General features: G+C 65.1%; 25 protein-coding genes. 12 read left to right on the top strand and 13 right to left on the bottom strand.

All coding sequences use genetic code 11. The features are described 5' to 3' along the window. Positions 1-3: 3 nt before the first annotated feature. The 5 genes from G6N43_RS09105 to G6N43_RS09085 form a co-directional block, all read right to left on the bottom strand. Positions 4-315 carry a CDGP domain-containing protein gene (locus G6N43_RS09105; protein ID WP_234810349.1) on the bottom strand — a complete coding sequence of 104 codons (312 nt, stop codon included), beginning with the start codon at positions 313-315 and terminating at the stop codon, positions 4-6. Between the two features lie 221 nt (positions 316-536). After that, positions 537-1822, bottom strand: a protein-coding gene (locus G6N43_RS09100; RefSeq protein ID WP_110810599.1) for an IS3 family transposase whose coding sequence is annotated in 2 segments (ribosomal slippage) — positions 537-1540 and positions 1540-1822 — 1287 coding nt in all. Because the reading frame shifts where the segments join, the coding sequence is not laid out codon by codon here. Between the two features lie 48 nt (positions 1823-1870). Beyond that, positions 1871-2623 carry a hypothetical protein gene (locus tag G6N43_RS09095; RefSeq protein ID WP_083157420.1) on the bottom strand — a complete coding sequence of 251 codons (753 nt, stop codon included), beginning with the start codon at positions 2621-2623 and terminating at the stop codon, positions 1871-1873. A 649-nt stretch (positions 2624-3272) separates the two neighbouring features. Continuing rightward, positions 3273-3653, bottom strand: a complete 381-nt coding sequence (locus G6N43_RS09090) for a hypothetical protein (RefSeq protein ID WP_083157422.1) — start codon at positions 3651-3653, stop codon at positions 3273-3275. Then, on the bottom strand, positions 3644-3859 hold the full coding sequence (locus G6N43_RS09085) for a hypothetical protein (RefSeq protein WP_083157423.1): 216 nt from the start codon (positions 3857-3859) through the stop codon (positions 3644-3646). Before G6N43_RS09085 ends, G6N43_RS09090 begins: the two co-directional genes overlap by 10 nt. Positions 3860-4410: 551 nt before the next feature. On the opposite strand from G6N43_RS09085, the gene G6N43_RS09080 reads away from it, so the two are divergent. Continuing rightward, positions 4411-4581: a hypothetical protein gene (locus G6N43_RS09080; RefSeq protein WP_163658054.1), complete on the top strand. Its 171-nt coding sequence runs from the start codon at positions 4411-4413 to the stop codon at positions 4579-4581. Positions 4582-4589: 8 nt separating this feature from the next. On the opposite strand, the gene G6N43_RS09075 is transcribed toward G6N43_RS09080, so the two are convergent. Genes G6N43_RS09075 through ychF form a run of 4 tightly spaced genes read right to left on the bottom strand, consistent with a single transcriptional unit; the run spans position 4590 to position 7966 of the window. After that, positions 4590-5456 (bottom strand): tyrosine-type recombinase/integrase, encoded by an 867-nt coding sequence (locus G6N43_RS09075; RefSeq protein ID WP_234810314.1) that lies wholly within the window; start codon positions 5454-5456, stop codon positions 4590-4592. Then, positions 5453-6487, bottom strand: a complete 1035-nt coding sequence (locus G6N43_RS09070) for a tyrosine-type recombinase/integrase (protein WP_083157424.1) — start codon at positions 6485-6487, stop codon at positions 5453-5455. The genes G6N43_RS09075 and G6N43_RS09070 overlap by 4 nt, the downstream gene beginning before the upstream one ends. Continuing rightward, positions 6484-6834, bottom strand: a complete 351-nt coding sequence (locus G6N43_RS09065; RefSeq protein ID WP_083157425.1) for a hypothetical protein — start codon at positions 6832-6834, stop codon at positions 6484-6486. The genes G6N43_RS09070 and G6N43_RS09065 overlap by 4 nt, the downstream gene beginning before the upstream one ends. Positions 6835-6877: 43 nt before the next feature. Continuing rightward, complete coding sequence (ychF, locus tag G6N43_RS09060; protein WP_083157426.1) at positions 6878-7966, bottom strand: redox-regulated ATPase YchF; 1089 nt, start codon at positions 7964-7966, stop codon at positions 6878-6880. Between the two features lie 84 nt (positions 7967-8050). On the opposite strand from ychF, the gene G6N43_RS09055 reads away from it, so the two are divergent. Then, complete coding sequence (locus tag G6N43_RS09055; RefSeq protein WP_083157427.1) at positions 8051-9082, top strand: DUF6542 domain-containing protein; 1032 nt, start codon at positions 8051-8053, stop codon at positions 9080-9082. Positions 9083-9086: 4 nt separating this feature from the next. On the opposite strand, the gene G6N43_RS09050 is transcribed toward G6N43_RS09055, so the two are convergent. Then, positions 9087-10088, bottom strand: coding sequence for a 4-hydroxy-3-methylbut-2-enyl diphosphate reductase (locus tag G6N43_RS09050; protein ID WP_083157428.1), 1002 nt, complete (start codon positions 10086-10088; stop codon positions 9087-9089). A gap of 54 nt (positions 10089-10142) precedes the next feature. Between G6N43_RS09050 and G6N43_RS09045 the strand changes: the two genes are divergently transcribed. The 7 genes from G6N43_RS09045 (at position 10143) to G6N43_RS09015 (ending at position 16875) form a co-directional block, all read left to right on the top strand. Continuing rightward, positions 10143-10715: a lipid droplet-associated protein gene (locus G6N43_RS09045; protein WP_083157429.1), complete on the top strand. Its 573-nt coding sequence runs from the start codon at positions 10143-10145 to the stop codon at positions 10713-10715. Positions 10716-10736: 21 nt separating this feature from the next. Then, a complete protein-coding gene (gene xseA / locus G6N43_RS09040; protein ID WP_083157465.1) occupies positions 10737-12002 on the top strand; it encodes an exodeoxyribonuclease VII large subunit in 1266 nt (421 codons plus the stop codon). Continuing rightward, positions 11999-12211 (top strand): exodeoxyribonuclease VII small subunit, encoded by a 213-nt coding sequence (locus tag G6N43_RS09035; protein ID WP_083157430.1) that lies wholly within the window; start codon positions 11999-12001, stop codon positions 12209-12211. Before xseA ends, G6N43_RS09035 begins: the two co-directional genes overlap by 4 nt. Before the next feature lie 63 nt (positions 12212-12274). Continuing rightward, entirely contained in the window at positions 12275-13384 is a 1110-nt protein-coding gene (locus tag G6N43_RS09030) for a 3-beta-hydroxysteroid dehydrogenase (RefSeq protein ID WP_083157431.1), read from the top strand. 114 nt (positions 13385-13498) lie between these two features. Further along, positions 13499-15043, top strand: coding sequence for an arylsulfatase (locus tag G6N43_RS09025; protein WP_083157432.1), 1545 nt, complete (start codon positions 13499-13501; stop codon positions 15041-15043). After that, positions 15043-15963, top strand: coding sequence for an HAD family hydrolase (locus G6N43_RS09020; protein ID WP_083157433.1), 921 nt, complete (start codon positions 15043-15045; stop codon positions 15961-15963). The genes G6N43_RS09025 and G6N43_RS09020 overlap by 1 nt, the downstream gene beginning before the upstream one ends. 30 nt (positions 15964-15993) lie before the next feature. Further along, positions 15994-16875, top strand: a complete 882-nt coding sequence (locus G6N43_RS09015) for a formylglycine-generating enzyme family protein (RefSeq protein ID WP_083157434.1) — start codon at positions 15994-15996, stop codon at positions 16873-16875. Positions 16876-16888: 13 nt separating this feature from the next. On the opposite strand, the gene G6N43_RS09010 is transcribed toward G6N43_RS09015, so the two are convergent. Then, the gene (locus G6N43_RS09010) at positions 16889-17338 is read right to left on the bottom strand and encodes an SRPBCC family protein (protein ID WP_179968029.1); all 450 of its coding nucleotides are present in this window, start codon (positions 17336-17338) and stop codon (positions 16889-16891) included. 77 nt (positions 17339-17415) lie between these two features. On the opposite strand from G6N43_RS09010, the gene G6N43_RS09005 reads away from it, so the two are divergent. The 3 genes from G6N43_RS09005 to G6N43_RS08995 are packed head-to-tail and all read left to right on the top strand — an operon-like array spanning position 17416 to position 20250. Beyond that, the gene (locus G6N43_RS09005; RefSeq protein WP_083157436.1) at positions 17416-18195 is read left to right on the top strand and encodes an SDR family NAD(P)-dependent oxidoreductase; all 780 of its coding nucleotides are present in this window, start codon (positions 17416-17418) and stop codon (positions 18193-18195) included. Next, on the top strand, positions 18192-19019 hold the full coding sequence (locus G6N43_RS09000) for an SDR family NAD(P)-dependent oxidoreductase (RefSeq protein ID WP_083157437.1): 828 nt from the start codon (positions 18192-18194) through the stop codon (positions 19017-19019). The genes G6N43_RS09005 and G6N43_RS09000 overlap by 4 nt, the downstream gene beginning before the upstream one ends. A gap of 10 nt (positions 19020-19029) precedes the next feature. Further along, positions 19030-20250, top strand: coding sequence for an AI-2E family transporter (locus tag G6N43_RS08995; protein ID WP_083157438.1), 1221 nt, complete (start codon positions 19030-19032; stop codon positions 20248-20250). On the opposite strand, the gene G6N43_RS08990 is transcribed toward G6N43_RS08995, so the two are convergent. Then, positions 20231-21028, bottom strand: coding sequence for a dienelactone hydrolase family protein (locus G6N43_RS08990; RefSeq protein WP_083157439.1), 798 nt, complete (start codon positions 21026-21028; stop codon positions 20231-20233). The genes G6N43_RS08995 and G6N43_RS08990 overlap by 20 nt on opposite strands. A gap of 23 nt (positions 21029-21051) precedes the next feature. Further along, positions 21052-21699: a DUF4245 domain-containing protein gene (locus G6N43_RS08985; RefSeq protein WP_083157440.1), complete on the bottom strand. Its 648-nt coding sequence runs from the start codon at positions 21697-21699 to the stop codon at positions 21052-21054. Positions 21700-21750: the final 51 nt, after the last annotated feature.

The raw sequence follows: 21750 nt of genomic DNA, 5'->3' as shown, positions 1-21750 counted from the left end.
CGCCTAGCCTTCGATGTGGTAGTTCGGCTGCCCGATCGGGAACATCGGGATCTGGTCGGCGCCAGGGACGATGAAACAATTCACGGTCGGCGGAGAGAACCCAACGCCGTCGCTGAACAGGCAGCGTTTCCACGACCCGTCCTCGCGGATCGGCCCGTCACAAAGCTGCTGAGCCAACGCGGTCACACACCCGTTAAGCGGATCACCAGGGACCGCACCGGCCGCGGGAGCCCCGACGCACGCCGCTGCTGCGATGATCGCCAGCACGGACATCCCCGCAAGGAACCACACTGTGGACGCGGTCGCGATGGACACAACACGCGCCGATGATGACGGCACCATCGGAACCCCCTGGCAAGTTGCAGTTAGAGAAGCGTACGACACCACGGTCACACACGGGGGTCAGACTGATTATCCCGGTTGCAGCACAACACAATCGCTGACAGTGCGTGCCCCTAGTCAAGACCGTCGGGCCAATCACTCACTCCATGGCGGTATGACCCGTCCCGGTGAGTCCAGAGACTGCATTTGTTGAATCACCCCGCCTTTGGTGGAGTGCGTCTGTGATCGTAGTGGAGCCTCTCGACGGCCTCAGGGGTGAAGTCGTCGAGGTACTCGTGGGGGCGTTCGGTGTTGAACCACGCGACCCATTCGGCGGTGGCGAGCTCGACCTGGTTGACGTCACGCCAGGGGCCTTGCCGACGGATGAGTTCGTTCTTGAATGAGCCAACGGTGGTCTCGGCCAAGGCGTTGTCCAGCGCGTCGCCGACCGAGCCGACCGAGGGATCCACGCCCTCGTCGATGAGGCGCTGGGTGAACGCCACCGATGTGTACTGGCTGCCGGCGTCGCTGTGCGCGATCAGCCCGCGCAGGCTGGTGGTGCCGTCCTGGGTGCGGGTGAAGAAGGCGTGCTCGATCGCATCGAGGACCAGATCGGTGGTCATCGACCGGGCGGCGCGCCAGCCCAGGATCCGGCGGCTGTAGGCGTCGATGACGAACGCCACGTAGACGAACCCCATCCACGTCGACACGTAGGTGAAGTCAGCCACCCATAACCGGTTTGGCGCACAGGCGTAGAAGCGTCGATCAACCAGATCGGGGTACCGCTGGTGGCTGTCGTCGGCGACGGTGGTCTTGTGCTTGGACCCGTAACGCGCACCCTCCCAACCCTGTTGGCGCATGATCCGCTCCACCGTGCACCGTGCCACATCGTGGCCCTGCCCGCGCAGCCAGATCCACAACTTGCGCGACCCCAACGTCTGGACGAACCGACCTTTCTTCTTGTCTTCCCTGGCCGCAGTGATGATCTCGACCAACTCGGCATCCCGGATCTGGCGACGCGTCGGGGTCTTCGTGATCCACTCGTAGTACGTCGACGGACTGATCGGCACACCGTGCTCGGAGAGCACCGCACACATGGGCTCGACACCCCAGCGCAAGCCGGCCCCACCGTCGGGGCCGGAGACCTGGTGGTCCTTGTGTTCGGCGATGAACCGGATCACCGTCTCCCGGGCCGGTCGAGCTCGGCCCCGAAGAAAATCGCCGCTGCTTTCAAGATCTCATTGGCCCGACGCAACTCGGCGATCTCCTTGCGCAGCGCCTTATTCTCCTCGGCCATCTGCGTCGTCACACCCGGCCGCTGGCCGGTGTCGACCTCCGAGCGACGGATCCAGGTCCGCAGGGTCTCCGGGGTGCCGATCCCCAACATGCCCGCAACCGCGGTGATCGCCGCCCACTGCGACGGGTACTGCGGGCGCACCTCAGCGACCATGCGCACCGCCCGCTCACGAAGCTCGTCGGGGTACTTGCTGACACGTCCCATGACTCAGATCCTCCCAAGATCGGGAGTCTCCGGACTCACCGGGACAGGTCAGTAACTCCGCTGGAGCCCCATCTGCATATGCCATTCATCTGCGAATCTCATACTCGACTCCCAAGCCCAGCGGGCGCCGCCGGCGCAGAGGGGCTGCTGGGGAAACCACGGGTGTGAACCACGAAGTAGCGGATTCTCGGGGACCAGGTGCTTCATCTCAGCTTCCAGGTCGTGGACCTGGTTGTCCCACTGCGTTTCTGGAGTGAAGTGCACCAATGCGTTGCGCAGTTTGATTAGCGCCTTGACATCCGAATATGGCCTACGGGACTTGTCTAGTGGCGGCTTACCTGCGCACGTCAGAAGCACCGCATACTTTTCCATCAGCTTGAGTGATCGCTCGACCCTTTGTGTTCGAAGGTCCCGCATCAGCGCTATCGCGTCCGAACTTAATCCCTGCAGCCGATCGGAGGGTACGACTGGTTCCGTCTCGGCGGCGTCCTCCCAGATTTCGTTCACCACCGCTTCCAACATGGCGACGGACTCCATGACGGCCCCAATCGCGAGCGATTGCAGGTGCTTGTCGACTCTCCGTTTGGCGCCGCCTTCGACCTCTGCGAGTAGCTGTTCCTCCCGCGCGCGACATAGGTGCGCCATCAGGCGTGCTGCCCAAAGGTGTTGTGCCGCGAAGTACTGGCGTACGCCTATCAGGGCGGTGGATGCTTGCGCGGAGGCAGTCGGAATCTGGTCGATATCGATTATCTGGTCGGAAGGGCGGCCGTCAGTAGCGGTCTCCAAGGGCTCATCTGTCACGGAACCAACGCTAAGACACGGGTGCGGGCATAGAGGCCGAGCCGCCCTGAAAACCTAACTACTTAATTCTCGGGACACGATGTAGTCACCGGCGGCGCCGGCGACCTCACGTTGGCCCGCGGGGCGGGGGGAAAATAATCCGTCGACCGTCGGCAGCGGTTGGGGGAGCATATATTGCATGGCCGACGACGACTACTGCGCCGAGTGCGGTTGCCCTGTCAACGAACACGATGACACGGGCGTCTGCCATGCCCTCGATCTGCCTGAAAATGGCGACGCCATCCAGTGCCGGTGCCCTGGACTCCCGCGCACAAGAGACCGACGCCGAGCACAGCGCGATGCGCTCCTGACGCAAATTGTTGAGGAGGATTACAGCGTCTTGGAGCGGTTGGGCGACGGGTGAACGGCGAGATTGCGCGGGCGGTAGTAGTACGTCAGATCCGTTCGGTGTACACGGCGTCGACAGACAATCCCGGGGCTCGCATCGACAGCAGCCCTTCTACGTGCCTGCGCGCCACAGCTCGGTGCCGGTGTAGAACGTGTGATCGGCTGGGGTCGGCTCGGTGGTCCGTGTGAGGGTTACCCGGGTTATCCGCTTCGCGATCACGGAGTCACCACCTCGACAATGATCTTGGGCTAGCCCATATTCTCAAGACGAGATGAGCTGCTGCGCACGCTGATGCGAGATGCCCAGCGCGGCACCGATGTCTCGTACCGTCATGCCTTCGTCCCGCATCGCCCGGGCCGCGAAGCGCCGTTCAATCGCTGATTGTGATTGAAACCAGGCAGCTTCGCCGGCGTACTTATCCGCTAGCTCTAGGTGGTGTCGCACACCATCCGGCAGATCTACTTGTCGTTCGAGTTGGAATGACTCAGGCTCAACCCCACGAACGAGTGAAATAAGTTCGCGCGCCATGGATTCGACTTCCTGCAAGTTGCGCGCTTGCGTGTACTGATCTAGTTCGGGGATGTAGACAAGCCAGAACTTTCCATCGCGGTTGACGACCGCATGGTAGGTGTTCAACGCCACCAGCCCCTTCCTAACTTGCCTTCGCATTGCTTGTACACGGTCTCGGCATAACGCTGTCCGAATTCCCTATGCCGTGCGATTGGAATCATCACCCCGTCGAGGTCGTAGATTGTGTGGTTCGCGCCTTCGCGGACTAGCAGAAACTTCAATTCGGCGGCCTTGGCCGCCTTTTGTATCTGCTTGATGATGTCTGCCCGCTTTGGCACGCTAGCAAGTCTAGTGCAGGCTAGACAACTCAGTCAATAGCGCACTAGACAAACAACATTCTTGTAACTCTGGTATCACCTCAGGTAGTCACGTGGAAGTGGTTCGGCCCCGCCATAAGGAGGAGGTGGGCGGGGCCGAGGTATTAGATCAGACGCAGCGCGAGGCTGAGCGGTTCCCCGCTACCTCCCGGTACCCTTTGGACTGCAGTAGAAGCTGCCCGTGAGCGTCATTCCCTCGCCTCTTACGAAAGCGGATCGCGGTGCCTGAGCGCCAGGACGTCGGTTCCCGGCCGAATCGCCGACGAGAACGTACAGACCATTGGTCCTCCGCGCGATGGTCGCGAGTGCGCGACTTGCGTAGCAGAAAGCCCTCACGCTTGGCGGCGCGACGGACACGGTTTTCGTGAGATTTTGCATGCATGGCAGATCCTCTCGGGTCGATTACAGGGATTCGATCCCGCGCCAAGCCATGCCCTGAATATCCGTGAGCGGACACGGTTGATAGTACTCGCAACTAGTCTCGCGGGTGAATATACGAATGGGGAAACCGAATGAGCGACAAAACCGACGTGCGCGCCAGTCTCGACCAGCTGCGCGATGCAGTCGCGAAGTTTGAATCACATGAGAGCAATGAGCTTGGGCCGTACCACGTGGCACGCCACAACCTCCTCAGTGCACTCAGCGCCGCCGTCCTCGCGATTGGCGATGAAGTAGCGAAGTAGGGGCCGTCTCACCCGAATGGGTCGAGTCGGTCGATTGCGTCGACGCGGCGTTCGTCGGACACCTCGGTGTAGATGGCGGTGCTGGCGAGATTCTCGTGGCGCAGCAGTGTCTGCGCGGTACGCAGATCGGCCCCAGATGCGACGAGGTTTGTTCCGTACCAGTGCCTGAGACGGTGACATGTTCCGCCGGGGATGTCGGCTCGCTTGCAGGCGTCGCTGACCGTGTTAACGACGTGACGCGACGTGACGTGCTCGCCGGGGCGGGTCGAGTTCGCGGGAAACCACCACCCCCGCGACGGCATTTCGCGTGCGACCTCGACAAGCAGCGGATGCAACGGGATCGTCGCCGCGTGCCCGCCCTTCCCGATGACGTACAGCGTGCGCGCGTCAGGGTCGACGTCCTGACCGCGAACCTTGGCGATCTCGTGCGCGCGTAGCCCTGCCAGCGCGGCGAGCATCACCATCGCTCTCGTCTTGCGCCGCAACGACAACGCCAGCAGCGCCTGCAGCTGCTCCGTAGTGATAGGGCGCGGCGTGCAGCGCGGCATACGCGGGCGCGGCAGCGTGGCCATCGCGTCCGCGCCGAGCCCCTCATTGGCCAGCCAGCGGAAGAACCCGCGCAGGTGCCCGAAATAGGTGTAGCGGGCCCGGGCTCCGAGATTCTCATCGCCGAGGAAGCGTGAAATCGCCAGCGCGGGTGTCGATTCGATCGGATAGCCGCTCACGTTCTGGAGACGCCGCAAGGTCAGTACCGAGTCGGTGATGGTGCGCGCGGCCAAACCGCGGCCACGCATCCACACCTCGTAAGCCTCGATCGGGGGCAGTTGTCCGTCGTTGGAGCCGGTCCCTTGGACCAGCCGCAGCACCGCGCTCATGCGCTTGCCGCTTCCATGGCGGCGCGGACCTCGTCGTCATCGACGGCGGTGTAGCGCTGTGTGGTGGCGACGGACGCGTGGCCCAGCAGCGTCTGAACGGCACGCAGGTTGCTGCTGCCTCGATAGGCGCGTGTGGCGAATCGGTGCCGCAGCGTGTGCATCGTCCACGTGTCCGGTAGCGCGGCGTTCACGATCGCGCCGACTCGTTTGGGGTCCAGGTGCCCGCCAGTGCCGTTGGGGAACAGCCAACAATCAGGCTCCACACCTGCGGGGATTTGGCTGGCCGCGCTCGAGCGAATCGCTGCAGCCACCGAGTCGCTGATTGGGACGATCCGCTTCTTGTTGCCCTTCCCGTGAACCAACAGCGAGTAGCCGCTCGCGCCTTCGGTCAGATCGCGGGTGTGCACCTGGGCGACCTCGGCCCGCCGCAACCCAGCCTCGGCCGCCAGCCGCATCATCAGCGCCACCCGAGGTGTCGCCGCCGCCAACGCCGCCCGCCACGCCGTATCAGGCGCCGGCCGCGGCGGACCAACGTGGCTACGCACCCTCGGCAAATCGTCGGCGATATGAACCGCGATGCGCCTGGTCCGATAAGCCCACAGGAAAAAGCTGTGGGCGCTGTTGCGGTGGCTGCGGCGATACTCAGGCGCCCACTCGGTGTGACGCCCCATCCACTCAATCAGATGCTCGGCCGTGATCTCGGCCGGACTGCCGCCGACCTCACGCGACATCTGCGTCAGGTGCTGCCGACGCAACGTCAGCGTGATCTGAGACGCCCCGCCCGCCGTCAAGGAGACGAGATAGTCCTCGATAATCGGCGCCCACGCCGCAGGTGGCTGCGCCCGCCGCGGCGTCGGCTTGGGCCGCACATACCGGTCGTTGACATAAGCCGCCACGGTGTCGATCGGGCCGCAGGTCACCAACCCCTCACCGTTCAGCAGATCGAACCGGCTGCCGTCCCGCTTCACCACCCGCAACCCGAGCGTCTTGGCATGTCGACGCAACCTCTGCTCGCGCGCATCCATCGTCATGCCGCCAGCACCTTCGCACCAGTGGTCAGTGCCCGCGCCATCGCAGCCGGATCGTCCCACGTCATCCCATCGGTACCGGTCACCGCGCGCTCGGCGCGCTGACACAAGGACGGAACCGCGTCGTCGCTGTTGACCGCGTCCACGATGATCGCCACCGCGGCGTGCTTGGCGTCATGCCACGACATCCCCGTGAAAGCCCCCGCGATCTCCAGGGCGGCGGTGAGCTCCTGCAGCACATCCAGCGGCGGCCAAGTCTTGCCGAGCAAGTCCTGCGGCAGCCGAACGATCAACTCAAGCGCTGCGGCCTCAGGATCTGACGGGTTTTCGGGAACTTCGAAGATGGACATCGCTACCCTCTCGGTACGGGCCGAGCGGGCAAGCAGCGCTGGCCTACTTCGGCTTAGTTGTTGCTCCGTGTCGGAATTCGACCACGTCACCGTCCTGCATGACGTAGTCCTTGCCCTCCATCCGGACCTTGCCGGCCGCCTTGGCCGCGGCCATCGACCCGGCCTCTTTCAGGTCGTCGAACGACACGACCTCAGCCTTGATGAAGCCCTTCTCGAAATCCGAGTGGATGACGCCCGCAGCCTTGGGCGCGGTGTCGCCCTGGTGAATTGTCCACGCGCGCGCCTCTTTCGGACCAGCGGTCAGATAGGTCTGCAGCTTCAACGTGTGAAAACCCGCCCGCGCCAACGCATCCAGGCCCCGCTCGGTCTGGCCGATCGACTCCAACAGCTCGGCAGCGGACTCGTCGTCGAGCTCCTGCAGCTCCGCCTCGATCTTCGCGTCGAGGAACACACAATCGGCCGGCGCCACCAATTCGCGCAGTTCAGCCTTCTTCGCCTCGTCGGTCAGCACCGATTCGTCGGCATTGAAGACGTAGAGGAACGGCTTGGTGGTCAGCAGGTTCAGCTCACGTAGAAGAGTCGTATCCACCCCCGCGGCGAACAACGTCTTGCCGCTGTCCAACACCGCCTGCGCGGCGACCGCCGCCTCGTGCACCGGGCGGCGGTCCTTGTGGGTGCGCGCCTCCTTCTCCAGTCGCGGCAACGCACGCTCCAGCGTCTGCATGTCGGCGAGGATCAGCTCGGTCTCGATCACCTCGATGTCGGCCTTCGGGTCGATGCGGCCGTCGACGTGAGCCACGTCATCGTCGGCGAACACCCGCACCACCTGGCAGATCGCATCGCTCTCGCGGATGTTGGCGAGGAACTTGTTCCCCAGTCCCGCACCCTCAGATGCGCCTTTGACAATGCCGGCGATGTCGACGAACGTGACCGGCGCATGGACGAGCTTTTCCGACCCGAACATCTCCGCGAGTTCGGCGAGCCGCGGATCGGGCAGCGGGACAACACCCTCGTTCGGCTCGATCGTCGCGAACGGGTAGTTGGCCGCCAGCACGTCGTTGCGCGTCAACGCATTGAACAGCGTCGACTTGCCGACGTTGGGCAGTCCCACGATTCCGAGGTTCAGGCTCACAGGGAGGACAGTCTAGGAGACTGTGACGCGCTCGCCAGCAGCGCGCTCACAGCCTCTCCAGGGGACAGCCGGTACGGTCGACGTGTGTCAGCACAGCGCGCACGGTCAGCCGTCACGGCCGACCACCGTTCCGTGCACCCCAACATCCCAGGCGTGCCCTGGTGGGGTGCTGTGCTCATCGCTGCGACATTGATGGCCGTCGGATTCGCCTACGACGCGGGGTCCGGCACGAAACAACTGACCAGTGTGTTCTCCGGCACCTATGTGGTCGGCTGCATTCTCGCGGTACTGGCGGTGCGGCAGGCGGGGCTCTTCACCGCGGTCATTCAGCCTCCGCTGCTGCTGTTCGGCGCCGTCCCGATGGCCTACTTCGTGTTCACCGGCAGTCAGCTGTCGAATCTCAAGGACACCCTGATCAACTGCGCCTACCCGCTCATCGAGCGCTTCCCGCTGATGTTCTTCACATCCGCGGTGGTGCTGCTCATCGGCATGGCGCGGTGGTACATCGGGATGTCCACGCGTCGCGGCGCACCGAGCACGCCCGTAAAGGAAGAGCCGAGCGGCGAGGGACCATTGGCGACGGCGGTCGCCAAGATCTCGGCTCTGCTTGCGGCCCGAAAGGCCGACGACGAGCCCGACGAAACGCCACGTCGGCGTAGGGCCGCCACCACCACCGCACGCCCCAGATCGACGAGTCGCTCCCCCAAGCCGACGAGCCGCTCGGCACCGTCGCGATCACGGCACGCACGCCCGCCGGAGACCGAGATCATCGAACCCGTGGCCGACCGGCCACGCCGCCCGCGCCCCAGGCGTCAGGGGGAGCCGCCCATCGAACCGCGCCGCAAGCCGCGGACCGGGGCCGGACAGCGCAGGCGCCGCTACGACGACGAGCCGCCCCCCGAACGTCGCAGTGGTTACGAACGCCCCGAGCGTCGCCGTCGCTACGACAATGACCTGCCGCCCCTTTCGTACGGCGGCAACGGCAGCGGCACACATCACCCGGTGTCACGCGTGCGCTATCGGGGCGGCGAAGACGGCGAGGACTACGACCAGTACCGCGCACCGCGCCGGTCAGCGCGCGAGCGGGCGGTAGAGAACTGGGAGTACGACATCTGACCCGTCAGGCGCGAGCCGGACGGATCTCCCTGGGGAGTGCGAAGACCAGCGTCTCGTTGGCCGTGGTTACCGGCTGTACCGTGTCGTAGCCGTACTCGGCGAGCCGCTCGAGAACGCCGCGCACGAGCAGCTCCGGCACCGACGCGCCCGACGTCACACCGACGGTCGTCACACCGTCGAGCCAGGCAGGGTCGATGTCTTCGGCGTAATCCACCAGGTACGCGGCATCGGAGCCGGCGTTCAACGCGACCTCGACCAACCGCACAGAGTTCGACGAATTGCGTGAGCCGACGACGATCACCAGCTCGCATTCGGGCGCCATGGCCTTGACCGCGACCTGGCGGTTCTGGGTGGCATAGCAGATGTCGTCGCTGGGCGGATCCTGCAGCGTCGGGAAGCGTTCACGCAGCCGACGCACGGTCTCCATCGTCTCGTCGACGCTCAATGTGGTCTGCGAGAGCCAGATCACCTTGTTCTCGTCGCGGATGGTGACGTCGTCGACGGAATCGGGTCCGTCGACCAGTTGCACGTGGTCCGGTGCCTCACCCGCGGTGCCGACGACCTCCTCGTGGCCTTCGTGTCCGATCAGCAGGATGTCGTAGTCGTCGCGCGCGAAACGTTTGGCCTCGTTGTGCACCTTCGTCACCAGCGGGCATGTGGCATCGATGACCTTGAGGTTCCGCTCGGCGGCGTTCTGATGCACCGTCGGCGCGACACCGTGGGCGGAGAACACGACGATGGCGCCCTCGGGCACCTCGTCGGTCTCGTCGACGAAGATCGCGCCCGCCTTGGCCAATGTCTCCACGACGTGGACGTTGTGGACGATCTCGTGTCGCACGTACACCGGCGCGCCGTGCTTCTCCAGGGCGCGCTCCACGGTCTCAACGGCGCGGTCGACCCCGGCGCAGTATCCGCGCGGCTCGGCCAGCAACACCCTCTTGCCTTTGACGCCACCGGTGACCGAGCTCGATGCGCCCGGAATCCCCATGTTGATAGTCGGTGGCATGTTTCCAAGGGTACTGACACGCGGGCTCAAGAGGCCAACCGTAGTCTGGAGCGCATGGCAACTGCACCGTATGGGGTCCGTCTGCTGGTAGGTGCGGCGGTGACCGCCATCGAGGAAACCCGCAAGATCCCGCAGACCATCCTCACGTACCCGATGACCGTGGCGAGTCAGATCGCCCACCTGGTGATGAAAGTGCAGCAAGACGTCGCCGACCTGGTCATCAAGGGCGACGAGACCCTCGACTCGCTGTTTCCCCCGAAGGACGAGCAGCCCGAGTGGGCCACCTTCGACGAGGATCTCGAAGACGCGCCCGCGAAGCCGGCGGTGGACGGCGAACGGCTCACCGAAGGCCGTTTCGCGCTCTTCACGGGTGGCGAACCCGAGACGGCCAAGGCCAGCAACAACGCCTCAGACCCTGAACCGGCGGCGCGGCCGGCGGACAGCGTGCCCGAGATCGTCGAAGAGCTCGATTACGAGTCGCTCACCCTGGCGCAGCTGCGTGCCCGGCTGACGTCGTTGCGGGTGGCGGATCTGCATGCGCTGCTGGAGTACGAGGAGACGACCAAGGCACGCGCGCCGTTCCAGACGCTGCTGTCCAACAGGATCACCCGCGCGACCGCGAAGTGACCGCCCCGGCGGATGCGGGAGATGACTGAGGCGGAGCCGGGCAAGTCGCCCGACAATCCCTGGCCCGTGCGCGCGGTCTCCACCCGCGTCCAGAAGTACATCGACAAGCTCGGCTCGGTATGGGTGGAGGGCCAGATCGCCCAGCTGAATCTGCGACCCACGGTCGCGTTCATCATGTTGCGCGACCCGGCTGCCGACATGTCGCTGTCCGTGATGTGCCCGCGAGACCTCGTCGAGAACGCACCGGTGGAACTCACCGAGGGCGTGCAGGTCATCATGCACGGCAAGTTGCAGTTCCACCCCGGGCGCGGCACTATCGCGTTGCGGGTGAACGAGATTCGCGCGGTGGGACTCGGTGAACTCCTCGAACGCATCGAGCGGCTGCGCAAGCTGCTCGAGGCCGAGGGTCTGTTCGATCCGCGCCTCAAGAGACCACTGCCCTTCCTGCCGAACACCATCGGCCTCATCACCGGACGGGCCTCGGCTGCCGAACGCGACGTCGTGTCCGTCGCTCAGAGTCGTTGGCCCGCAGTGCGGTTCGCCATCCGCAACACAGCGGTACAGGGGCCCAACACGGTTCCACAGGTCGTGGAGGCGCTGCGCGAACTCGATGCCCACCCGCACGTCGACGTGATCGTGATCGCGCGCGGCGGCGGGGACATCGACGCACTGCTGCCCTTCTACGACGAGACCCTGTGCCGCGAAATCGCCAAGTGCACAACACCTGTCGTGAGCGCGATCGGCCACGAACCCGACAATCCGCTCTGCGACCTGGTCGCCGACCTGCGCGCGGCCACCCCCACCGACGCCGCCAAACGCATCGTCCCCGACGCGGCCGCCGAACAGGCCGCCATCCGGGATCTGTGCCGACGCGGCGGCCGCGCACTGCGGAACTGGGTGCACCGCGAACAGCGCCACCTCGACCAGTTGCGCAATCGGCCGGTGCTGGCCGCGCCGCTGGCCGCCCTCACTGCCAGGTCCGAGGAGATACACCGCGCCCGCACCGCGGCCCGGCGCGACATCAACCGCATGGTGGCCGCGGAGACCGACCGCATCGGACACCTGTCGGCCCGCCTGGCCACACTGGGACCGGCGGCCACACTGGCGCGCGGCTACGCGGTCGTGCAGACCCTGCCGGATGCCTTCACTGGGAGGGTGCTCCGGACCACTGCCGACGCCCCCAAGGGTGCGCGGTTGCGGATTCGGGTGGCCGACGGTGCGGTCACAGCCGTCAGCGACGGTCCAGAAGGTCCGCTCAGCGCGAGCGCTGAAAGGGGTACTAGATGAAGCCCATTAGTGAGCTTGGATATGAGGAAGCCCGCGATGAGCTGGTCGCCGTCGTGCAGCAGTTGGAGCAGGGCGGGCTCGATCTCGATGCATCGCTGAAATTGTGGGAACGCGGCGAGGAGCTCGCTAAACGCTGTGAAGAACATTTAGCTGGTGCCCGTAAGCGAGTCGAGGATGTTTTGGCGGCAAGGGAGCCGGAAGAAAGTTGATATCGGAAGGACCCCGATCGCGGAAGGTCGAAACTGTAACACGTTTCAGTTAGGCTGGCTGGCATGGGCTCAACGATGACCAACGACCTTGGCCGCGTGCTTGTGACCGGAGGCTCCGGATTCGTCGGCGCCAATCTGGTGACCGAACTGCTCGAACGCGGTCACGAGGTCCGCTCGTTCGACCGCGCGCCCTCACCCCTACCCGCGCATCCGCGCCTCGAGGTCCTCGAAGGCGACATCTGCAACCCCGAGACCGTCGCCGCGGCGGTCGCCGGCATCGACACCGTCTTCCACACCGCCGCGATCATCGACCTGATGGGTGGCGCATCGGTCACCGACGAGTACCGGCAGCGCAGTTTCTCGGTGAACGTCACCGGGACCGAGAATCTGGTGCGTGCCGCGCAGGCGGCCGGGACGAAGCGGTTTGTCTACACCGCGTCCAACAGTGTGGTCATGGGCGGCAAGAAGATCTCCGGCGGCGACGAAACCCTGCCCTACACAGAACGATTCAACGACCTCTACACCGAGACGAAGGTGGTGGCGGAGAAGTTCGTGCTGTCACAGAACGGCGTCGACGGGTTACTCACCTGCTCGATCCGGCCGAGCGGCATCTGGGGTAACGGCGATCAGACCATGTTCCGCAAGGTGTTCGAGAGCGTGCTCGCGGGTCACGTCAAGGTGCTGGTCGGCAGCAAGAACGTCAAGCTCGACAATTCGTACGTACACAACCTGATTCACGGCTTCATCCTCGCCGCGCAGCACCTGGTGCCCGGCGGCACCGCACCCGGGCAGGCGTACTTCATCAACGACGGCGAGCCGATCAACATGTTCGAGTTCTCGCGGCCCGTGGTGGAGGCGTGCCGTCAGCGCTACCCGAAGATCCGCGTACCCGGCCGGCTGGTGTGGTTCGCGATGACGGTGTGGCAATGGCTGCACTTCCGCTTCGGAATACCCAAGCCGATGGTCGAACCCCTCGGGGTGGAGCGGCTGTACCTCGACAACTACTTCTCCATCGCCAAGGCGAAGCGCGAACTGGGATATGAGCCGCTGTTCACCACTGAAGAGGCGATGAAAGACTGCCTGCCCTACTACGTCGAACTGTTCGACAAGATGCAGAACGAGGCCAAGGCGCCTGCCGTCAGCCTCGCCGCGACCGCGCCGCCGGAGGGCTGAAAACCGCCGGCCGTCGGCTCAGATTCAGCAGGATCAGATCGTCAAGAACCCGAAGAGTTCCTTCCAGCGGCGTAGCTTCAAATCGGACGTCGACACTTCGGGAGAGGACGTGCCATGCCTGATTCAAAGCCGAACATCCTCGTCATCTGGGGCGACGACATCGGAATCTCCAACCTCAGCTGCTACAGCCGCGGGATGATGGGTTACTTCACTCCCAACATCGACCGGATCGCCAGCGAAGGAATGCTGTTCACCGACTCCTATGGTGAGCAAAGTTGCACGGCGGGCCGGTCGTCGTTCATCACAGGGCAGAGCGTGTACCGCACCGGCATGAGCAAAGTCGGGATGCCCGGCGTCGATATCGGGCTTCAGAAGGAGGACCCGACGATTGCCGAGCTCCTCAAGCCATTGGGTTACGCCACAGGGCAATTCGGCAAGAATCATCTTGGTGACCTCAACAAGTATCTGCCGACCGCGCACGGCTTCGACGAATTCTTCGGCAACCTCTACCACCTCAATGCGGAGGAGGAACCCGAGCACGTCGACTACCCGACCGCGGAGGAGGCCCCGCTGCTACGGGCCGCACTGCTCCCCCGCGGCGTCATCCATTCCTGGGCCACGACAGAGGATTCGGGCGAGGTCGACGACCGGTACGGGCCGGTCGGCAAGCAACGTATCGAGGACACCGGGCCGCTGACGAAGAAGCGGATGGAAACCATCGACGACGAAACCACCGCCGCCTGTGCTGACTTCATCAGACGCCAGCACGAAACCAATACGCCGTTCTTCGTCTGGATGAACATGACGCACATGCACTTCCGGACCCACACCAAGCCCGAGAGTCTCGGTCAGGCGGGCAGATGGCAGTCGCCGTACCACGACACGATGATCGACCACGACCGCAACGTCGGCACACTGCTCGATCTGGTCGACGAACTGGGCATCGCCGAGGACACCATCGTCATCTACTCCACCGACAACGGGCCGCACGCCAACAGTTGGCCCGACGGCGCGACGACGCCGTTCCGCAGCGAGAAGGCCACCAACTGGGAAGGCGCCTTCCGCATCCCCGAGATGATCCGCTGGCCTGGCAAGATCAAAGCAGGATCGGTATCCAACGAGATTGTGCAGCACCATGATTGGTTACCGACTTTCCTGGCGGCTGCGGGTGACCCCGACATCGTCGAGAAGCTCAAGAAGGGACACCAGGCCGGGGACATGAAGTACCGGGTGCAGATCGACGGATACAACCTGTTGCCCTACCTCACCGGCGAGGTGGACGAGAGTCCCAGACGCGGAATGATCTACTTCTCCGACGACGGCGACGTGTTGGGAATCCGGGCGGAGAATTGGAAGATCGTGTTCATGGAGCAGCGCTGCCCCGGCACGCTGCAGGTGTGGTTCGAGCCGTTCACCCCGCTCCGCGCGCCGAAGTTGTTCAATCTGCGTACCGACCCGTACGAACATGCCGACGTCACGTCAAACACGTATTGGGACTGGACGATTGACCGGCTCTACCTGATGCTCTACGGCTCCGCCCTTGCGACTCAGTTCCTGGAGACGTTCAAAGAGTTTCCACCGCGGCAGGAACCGGCATCCTTCACCATCGATCACGCTGTCGAGCAGCTCAACAAGTTCCTGGCAAGCCGAGGCGGCTGATGCTCGAGTCGTGGGTCGGCGGTCCCACGAAGTCCGCGATCATCGACTTCGTGGGGCGCGTCACCTCCGAAGGGCCCCACTTCGTCGCACCCGAGCATCGCGTCGCGGTCTTCGACAACGACGGCACGCTGTGGTGCGAGAAGCCGATGTACATCCAGCTCGACTTCATCGTTCGCCGGCTGGCGGAGAAGGCCGCGTCCGACAGATCTTTGGCCGCACAGCCGCCGTACCAGGCGGCGGCCGCCGGCGACTTGCACTGGTTCGGAGGCGCGATCACCAAGCACTATCAGGGTGACGACACCGACCTGAAAGTGCTTGTGCAGGCGGTGATGTCACTGCACGAGTCGATGAGCGTCGAAGACCACGCGGCACTGGTCGCGGCCTTCTTCGCCGAGGCGAAGCATCCAACGCTCGGCCGGCCGTATCCGGAGTGCGTATACGTGCCGATGGTGGAGCTGTTGCGGTATCTCGAGGACCACGGCTTCACCTGCTACATCGTCTCCGGCGGTGGCCGGGATTTCATGCGGCCGATCACGGGCGAGATCTACGGAATCCCACCTGAGCGCGTCGTCGGCAGCGCACAGGGCCTGAAGTTCGACGGGGCCGAGGGACACGGCGACCTGCTGATCCAGCCCGCACTCGACATCTTCGACGACGGACCCGAGAAACCGGTGCGGGTCTGGAGCCGCATCGGCAGGCGGCCGATCCTGTCGGCGGGGAACTCAAACGGTGACGACGAGATGCTGCAGTACTGCGGACGGCCCCGCGCCGCAGCTTTGAGAATGCTGGTGCTGCACGACGACGCCGAACGCGAATTCGACTACACCGCGGGGGCCGAACGCGTGCTCGAGCACGCCGCCGCCTACGGCTGGACCGTCGTGAGCATGAAGAACGACTGGGCGACAGTCTTCGGTGTCTGATGCGCAAGGCCGCGGGTGCTCAGGGCTGTCATGACCACCGATGACCTCGCGTGGATTCCGGGACAGGCCGCAGTACTCGGATCCGATCGCCACTACCCCGAGGAGGCGCCCGCCCGCCCGATCAGCGTCGACGGATTCTGGATGATGGCCAGAGCGGTCACCAACAGTCAGTTCGCCGAATTCATCGATGCCACGGGGTATCTCACGGTTGCGGAGCGACCCCTGGATCCCGACGACTACCCGGACGCCCCACCGGAGAACCTGCAACCGGGGTCGATGGTGTTCACCCGCACCAAAGGGCCGGTAGACCTTCGACACCTCAACTTGTGGTGGACGTGGACGCCCGGGGCGTCGTGGCGCCATCCCGTCGGCCCGCTGTCGTCCATCGACAAGCGCGCCGAACACCCCGTCGTACACGTCGCATACGAAGACGCCGAGGCCTATGCGCAATGGGCGGGCATGTCGCTGCCCACCGAGGCCGAATGGGAAACCGCGGCCAGGGGCGGCCTCGACCACGCGGAATACACCTGGGGCGACGAGCCGGAAGTGCCGGGCCAGCCGCTGGCCAACTACTGGCACGGCGACTTTCCGTGGCGACCGGACCGCGGGTACGGACGCACCACGCCCGTCGGCAGCTACCCGCCCAACGGTTACGGCCTGTTCGACATGGCAGGCAACGTCTGGGAGTGGACCACCGACTGGTACGGCGAAACCCACGACAGCCAACCCTGTTGCGCCTCAGACAGTTACGATCCGCGGCAACCGCAGTTCCAGGTACCGCGCAAGGTGGTCAAAGGCGGTTCATTTCTCTGTGCCGACGTGTATTGCCTGCGGCACCGTCCCGCTGCCCGACGTCCGCAGCCCCTCGACACCGGCATGAGCCACATCGGGTTCCGCTGCGTCAAGCGCTGACCGGCATGCGCGGTCAGCTGTTTTCGGCGACCCTCTTGATCGCGGCGAGCGTGGCGGGGATACCGCTCTCCGCCAAGGCGCGCCGGTGTTCGATCTGAGCCTCTGCGTGCTCGCCCCACCGCTCATGGAAGCCGGCGATCCCCTTCGGCAGGAACTCCCAGTGCTCGGTCAGGCGAGTGCCGTCGCCCTCGGGCTCCAAGGTGTAGCCCCAGTGCACCCAGCCGTTGTTGACCTCCCAGGCGAACTCGCGGCCCGGGTCGGCGGCGACGACCTGGCTGCGGGTCTCCCAGGTGCGCTCCGGGAGCTCGTTACGGCCGGTGAACCAGGCGCCGACCTTCGGACCCTCGCCCTCATCCCACCAGCATTCCTTGCAGACGGGGCTCCACTCCCCTGTCCTTGTCACGTCCGACACCAGCGCATACAGCTCATCGGGAGGCACGGCTACGTAGATCGACTCCGACATCTTCAATTCAGCCACGAACCGAGTGTGCCAAAGCGATAAGTTGGAACACGTTCCACTTCCGTCGAAAGGGCAACTGGATGAGCAACAGTAGTGAGCAGGCCAGGCAAGCGGTTGTCATCGGCGGGGCCTCCGGCATCGGCTGGGCGACAGCGCAGGCACTCGCCGCCGACGGCTGCACCGTCACCGTCGCCGACCGCAACGCAGACGGGGCCCGGGATAGGGCCACCGAACTCGGCGAACCGCACACCGCCGCGCACGTCGACGTCACAGACGAGGCCGCGGTGCAGCGGCTGTTCGGCGGGACCGGTCCGCTCGACGTCGTGGTGAACTGCGCGGGCTTCGGCAGCATCGGCCAGATCACCGACCTGTCCGTCGATGAGTTCCGCAGCGTCGTCGACGTCTGCCTGAACGGGGCGTTCATCGTGGCCAAGTACGCGGGACAGCAGCTGCGCGAGGGCGGCTCGCTGGTGTCCATCAGCTCCCTGAACGGGCGTCAACCCGCAGCCGGGATGAGCGCCTACTGCGCGGCGAAGGCCGGGCTGTCGATGCTGACCCAGGTCGCGGCGCTGGAGTGGGGACCGCGCGGTATCCGGGTGAATGCGGTGGCGCCCGGTTTCGTCGACACACCACTGACGGCGGGATCGTCGCTCATCCCCGGCCTCGTCGAGGACTACGTCGAGAACACCGCGATCGGGCGCGCGGGCAAGCCGGAGGAGATCGCCGACGCAGTCGTGTTCCTCTGCTCGCCGAAGAACTCATGGTTGACCGGCGAAGTCCTCGACCTCAACGGCGGTGCGCACCTGAAGAAGTATCCGGATATTCTCGGTCATGTGATGAAATTGGCGCAGGCGCAGTGAGTTTCGCGGGCAAGCAGGCGATCGTCACCGGCTCCGGCTCGGGTATCGGCGCCGCTTTGTGCCGGGCTCTGGTCGCCGCCGGCGCCGAGGTGGTGTGCACCGACATCGACGGTGCGGCCGCCGAACGCACCGCTGGGGCACTCGGTGACAGGGCACGCGCCGCCCGCCTCGACGTCACCGACGCCGCAGCCGTGCAGGCGGCCGTCGACGAGGTGCTCGACCGCGCCGGGCGACTGGACCTGATGTTCAACAACGCGGGAATCTGTTGGGGCGGCGACACCGAACTGCTGACGCTGGATCAATGGAACGCGATCATCGACGTCAACATCCGCGGCGTAGTGCACGGCGTCGCCGCCGCCTATCCGGTGATGTTGCGCCAGGGCCACGGTCACATCGTCAACACCGCCTCGATGGCGGGTTTGGCGGCCGCCGGCCAGATCACCAGCTACGTGACCACCAAGCACGCGGTGGTCGGCATGTCGATGGCACTGCGATCGGAGGCGGTCCCGCGTGGCGTCGGTGTGCTCGTCGTCTGTCCGGCCGCGGTGGAGACGCCGATCCTCGACAAGGGCGCGGTAGGCGGGTTCGTCGGCCGCGACTACTTCCTGCAAACCCAGGGCGGCAAGCCATATGACGCCGACCTGTTGGCGCGCGACGTGCTGCGGGCCGTTGAGAAGAACAAGGCGATACTGGTGAGGCCTCGAATCGCCCGCGCACAGTGGCTCTTCGCGCGACTGGCACCGACGCTGCTGAACCGCATGTCAATGCGGTTCATCGAAGGGCAGCGCGCCAAACAGGCTGAGGCGAGGTCGAAAGTCCGCTAGAAATAGCGCGATGAACACCGAATTCACGCTGACACAGAAGCGTGCGCTGGCGATCGCGACTGCCATCGCGATCCTCTTCGGCGCGTACTTCCTGCGTGAATACTTCATCCTGATCGTGGTCGCCGCAGTGGCGGCCTACCTGTTCCAGCCGCTTTACACGCGGCTGAACAAGCGGGTCGGCGCGGGATTGTCGGCGACGCTGACACTGCTGGCGGCCTTCGCGATGGTGATCGTGCCGTTGGGACTGTTCGTGTTCCTCGCCGTCGTCCAGATCACCAACATGGTCGAACGCGTCGCCGAATGGGTCGAACGGACCGATCTCTCCGCACTGGGCGATCGGTCGCTGGTGTTGGCCAACGAACTGTTGCACCGCCTGCCGTTCGTCGAGATCACGATCACCCCGGACTCGCTGCGCGGTTCGATGACGACGGTCGCGCAGGAAGCCGGCAAATGGTTGCTCGGCCTGCTGCAGGGCGCGGCGGGCGGCGCGTTCGGCGCGATCACGTCGGCCATCCTGTTCCTGTACGTGTTCATCTCGCTGCTGACCAACCGCGACAAGGTGTTGCTGCTCATCCGGCGGCTCAATCCCCTCGGCGAGGAGATCACCGATCTCTACTTGTCGAAGATGGGCGCGATGGTCAAGGGCACCGTCATGGGCCAGTTCGTCATCGCCGTCTGCCAGGGTGTCGCCGGCGCCGTATCGATCTACATCGCCGGATTCCATCAGGGCTTCTTCCTGTTCGCGGTGCTGCTGTCCGCGCTGTCGGTCATTCCGCTGGGCAGCGGTGTCATCACGATCCCGTTCGGTGTCGGAATGATTCTGTTCGGCAACGTATTCGGCGGCGTGTTCGTGATTCTCTTCCACATCATCGTGATCACGAACATCGACAATTTCCTGCGCCCGATCCTCGTTCCCCGGGCGGCCCGCCTGGACTCGGCGCTGATGCTGCTCGCGGTGTTCGCCGGCATCGCGATGTTCGGCGCGTGGGGCATCGTGATCGGCCCCGTCCTGATGATCGTCATCGTGACGACGATCAGCGTGTACCTCTCCGTCTACAAGGGCGTGCCGCTGATCGACCTCGACGAGCAGGACGCGAAACCCAAGCGGCGAAACCCGTTCTGGCGGTTGGGGCGTCTGGTCAAGCAGAAGCGCGACGAGGAGAAGTCCTCCGAGGATTCCGACGACGAGAACGTCGCGACGGGGCCGGCAGCTACGTCAAGCGCTGAGTGAGGAACTCGACGACGCGCTTGAGCGCGGTGTCGGTGGGATAGCCCTCCTCGTGACGCATCTCCAGCGTCAGCACGGAATGCGCCATCCGTCCGAAACCGTGCTCGTTACCCTTCTTCGAGTTGATCTCGATGACCTCGAAAGCATCGCCCAGACGATCCTTGAGAGTCTTGAACCGGGCGGCGGGCACCAGCGGGTCCTCGGTGAATCGCAATCCCAGAGCACACAGTCCCTCATCGGCCGCGCGCCGCTCGACGATCTTCAGCTCCGCTTCGGACAACCCGGGATCCCGCCGCTGTCTGGCGGTCAACGGCAACGGCAGCGACGGCTGGCTGAGTACCGGCGCGAGCACGCTGTCGTCGACCGCAGCCGCCAGCGCGAAGCCGCCGGTGAAGCACTGGCCGATCACGCCGACGCCCTTGCCCGGCGTCGAGGCGTTGAGGTCACGGGCAAGTGCGCGCAGGTAATGCGCGACCGGCCGATCGGTGTTGGTCGCGAAAGTCGCGAATTCCTTTGCCACACAGGCGCGCATGATCGCCGCACCCGCTCCCGGCCGGGCCGCAGGTGCCCCAGGTGTACCGAACAGCGACGGTGCCGCCACCGTGAACCCGTTGTCCACCAGGTGATTTCCCAGTGCCAGCACGCCAGGATGCAGTCCGGGTAACTCAGGGATGAGCACCACCCCCGGACCCTCGCCCTTGCGGTACACGTCGTGGGTGTAGCCCGCGGCCGAGAACGGTGCGCAGGTCCAGCCGGTCAGATCCGCTTCCGGAGCGGTCATCGCTTCTCCTATGCGGTGGGCAACTATGCGCTGGGCAAGGGCGAGGCGCTCTGCGTCGCCGCAGCCAGCGTACGAAACTCCTCCGTCGATGCGGCGCCGGTTATCGCAATCTGTACCGGACCCTTCGGGCCGGTCAACCGGGTGGTCCACAGGGGTTCGCCAGGCCGCCCATCGCGGTCGCCGCCGCCGTAGACCACCCAGGTGACGCCGTCGACGGTCTCGACGCCCGTCGGATACAGGTCGTCCTCGATCGAGCCGACGAGCTTGTCCTCGTCGGCGTTGCTCTGCGTCAGGCTGATGTACATCCCGCTGGGCGCCAGATAGCCGACGGTCGAGCTGACCGCGCGAAGGTGCTCCCCAGACGTCGGGTCGGCGCGCCCGCCGTCGATGCCGTTTCGGCTGCCGGAGTTCGGCTGCCATCCCTCGGGTAGCTGCGGCACCCGGATCGGGATCTTGAGGGCGTCGGCGTCGGCCTGCAGCGCCCGAGGTGCGTCGTACGAGGGCACCGGCCCCTCGGCGGGCCCACCCGCCTGGAACGAGCACATGCCCAGCACACCGGCCAGCACGATGCAGGCCAAGATCAGCGGCGCCATCGACCAGAACATGTCCCGGCCGTCCTGCAGCAACCGCGACTTGGCTGGCTTCGGAGCCGGCTGCGGCTGGGTGGTCATGGTCGCCAGTATCCCAGGTCCCAATGGCCGACCGGCGGATGGGACAATCTG

It is taken from the genome of Mycolicibacterium moriokaense (assembly GCF_010726085.1).
Lineage (GTDB): Bacteria > Actinomycetota > Actinomycetes > Mycobacteriales > Mycobacteriaceae > Mycobacterium > Mycobacterium moriokaense.
The sequence above is the reverse complement of the archived record's forward strand: the minus strand, read 5'-3'. Positions and strand labels throughout refer to the sequence as shown.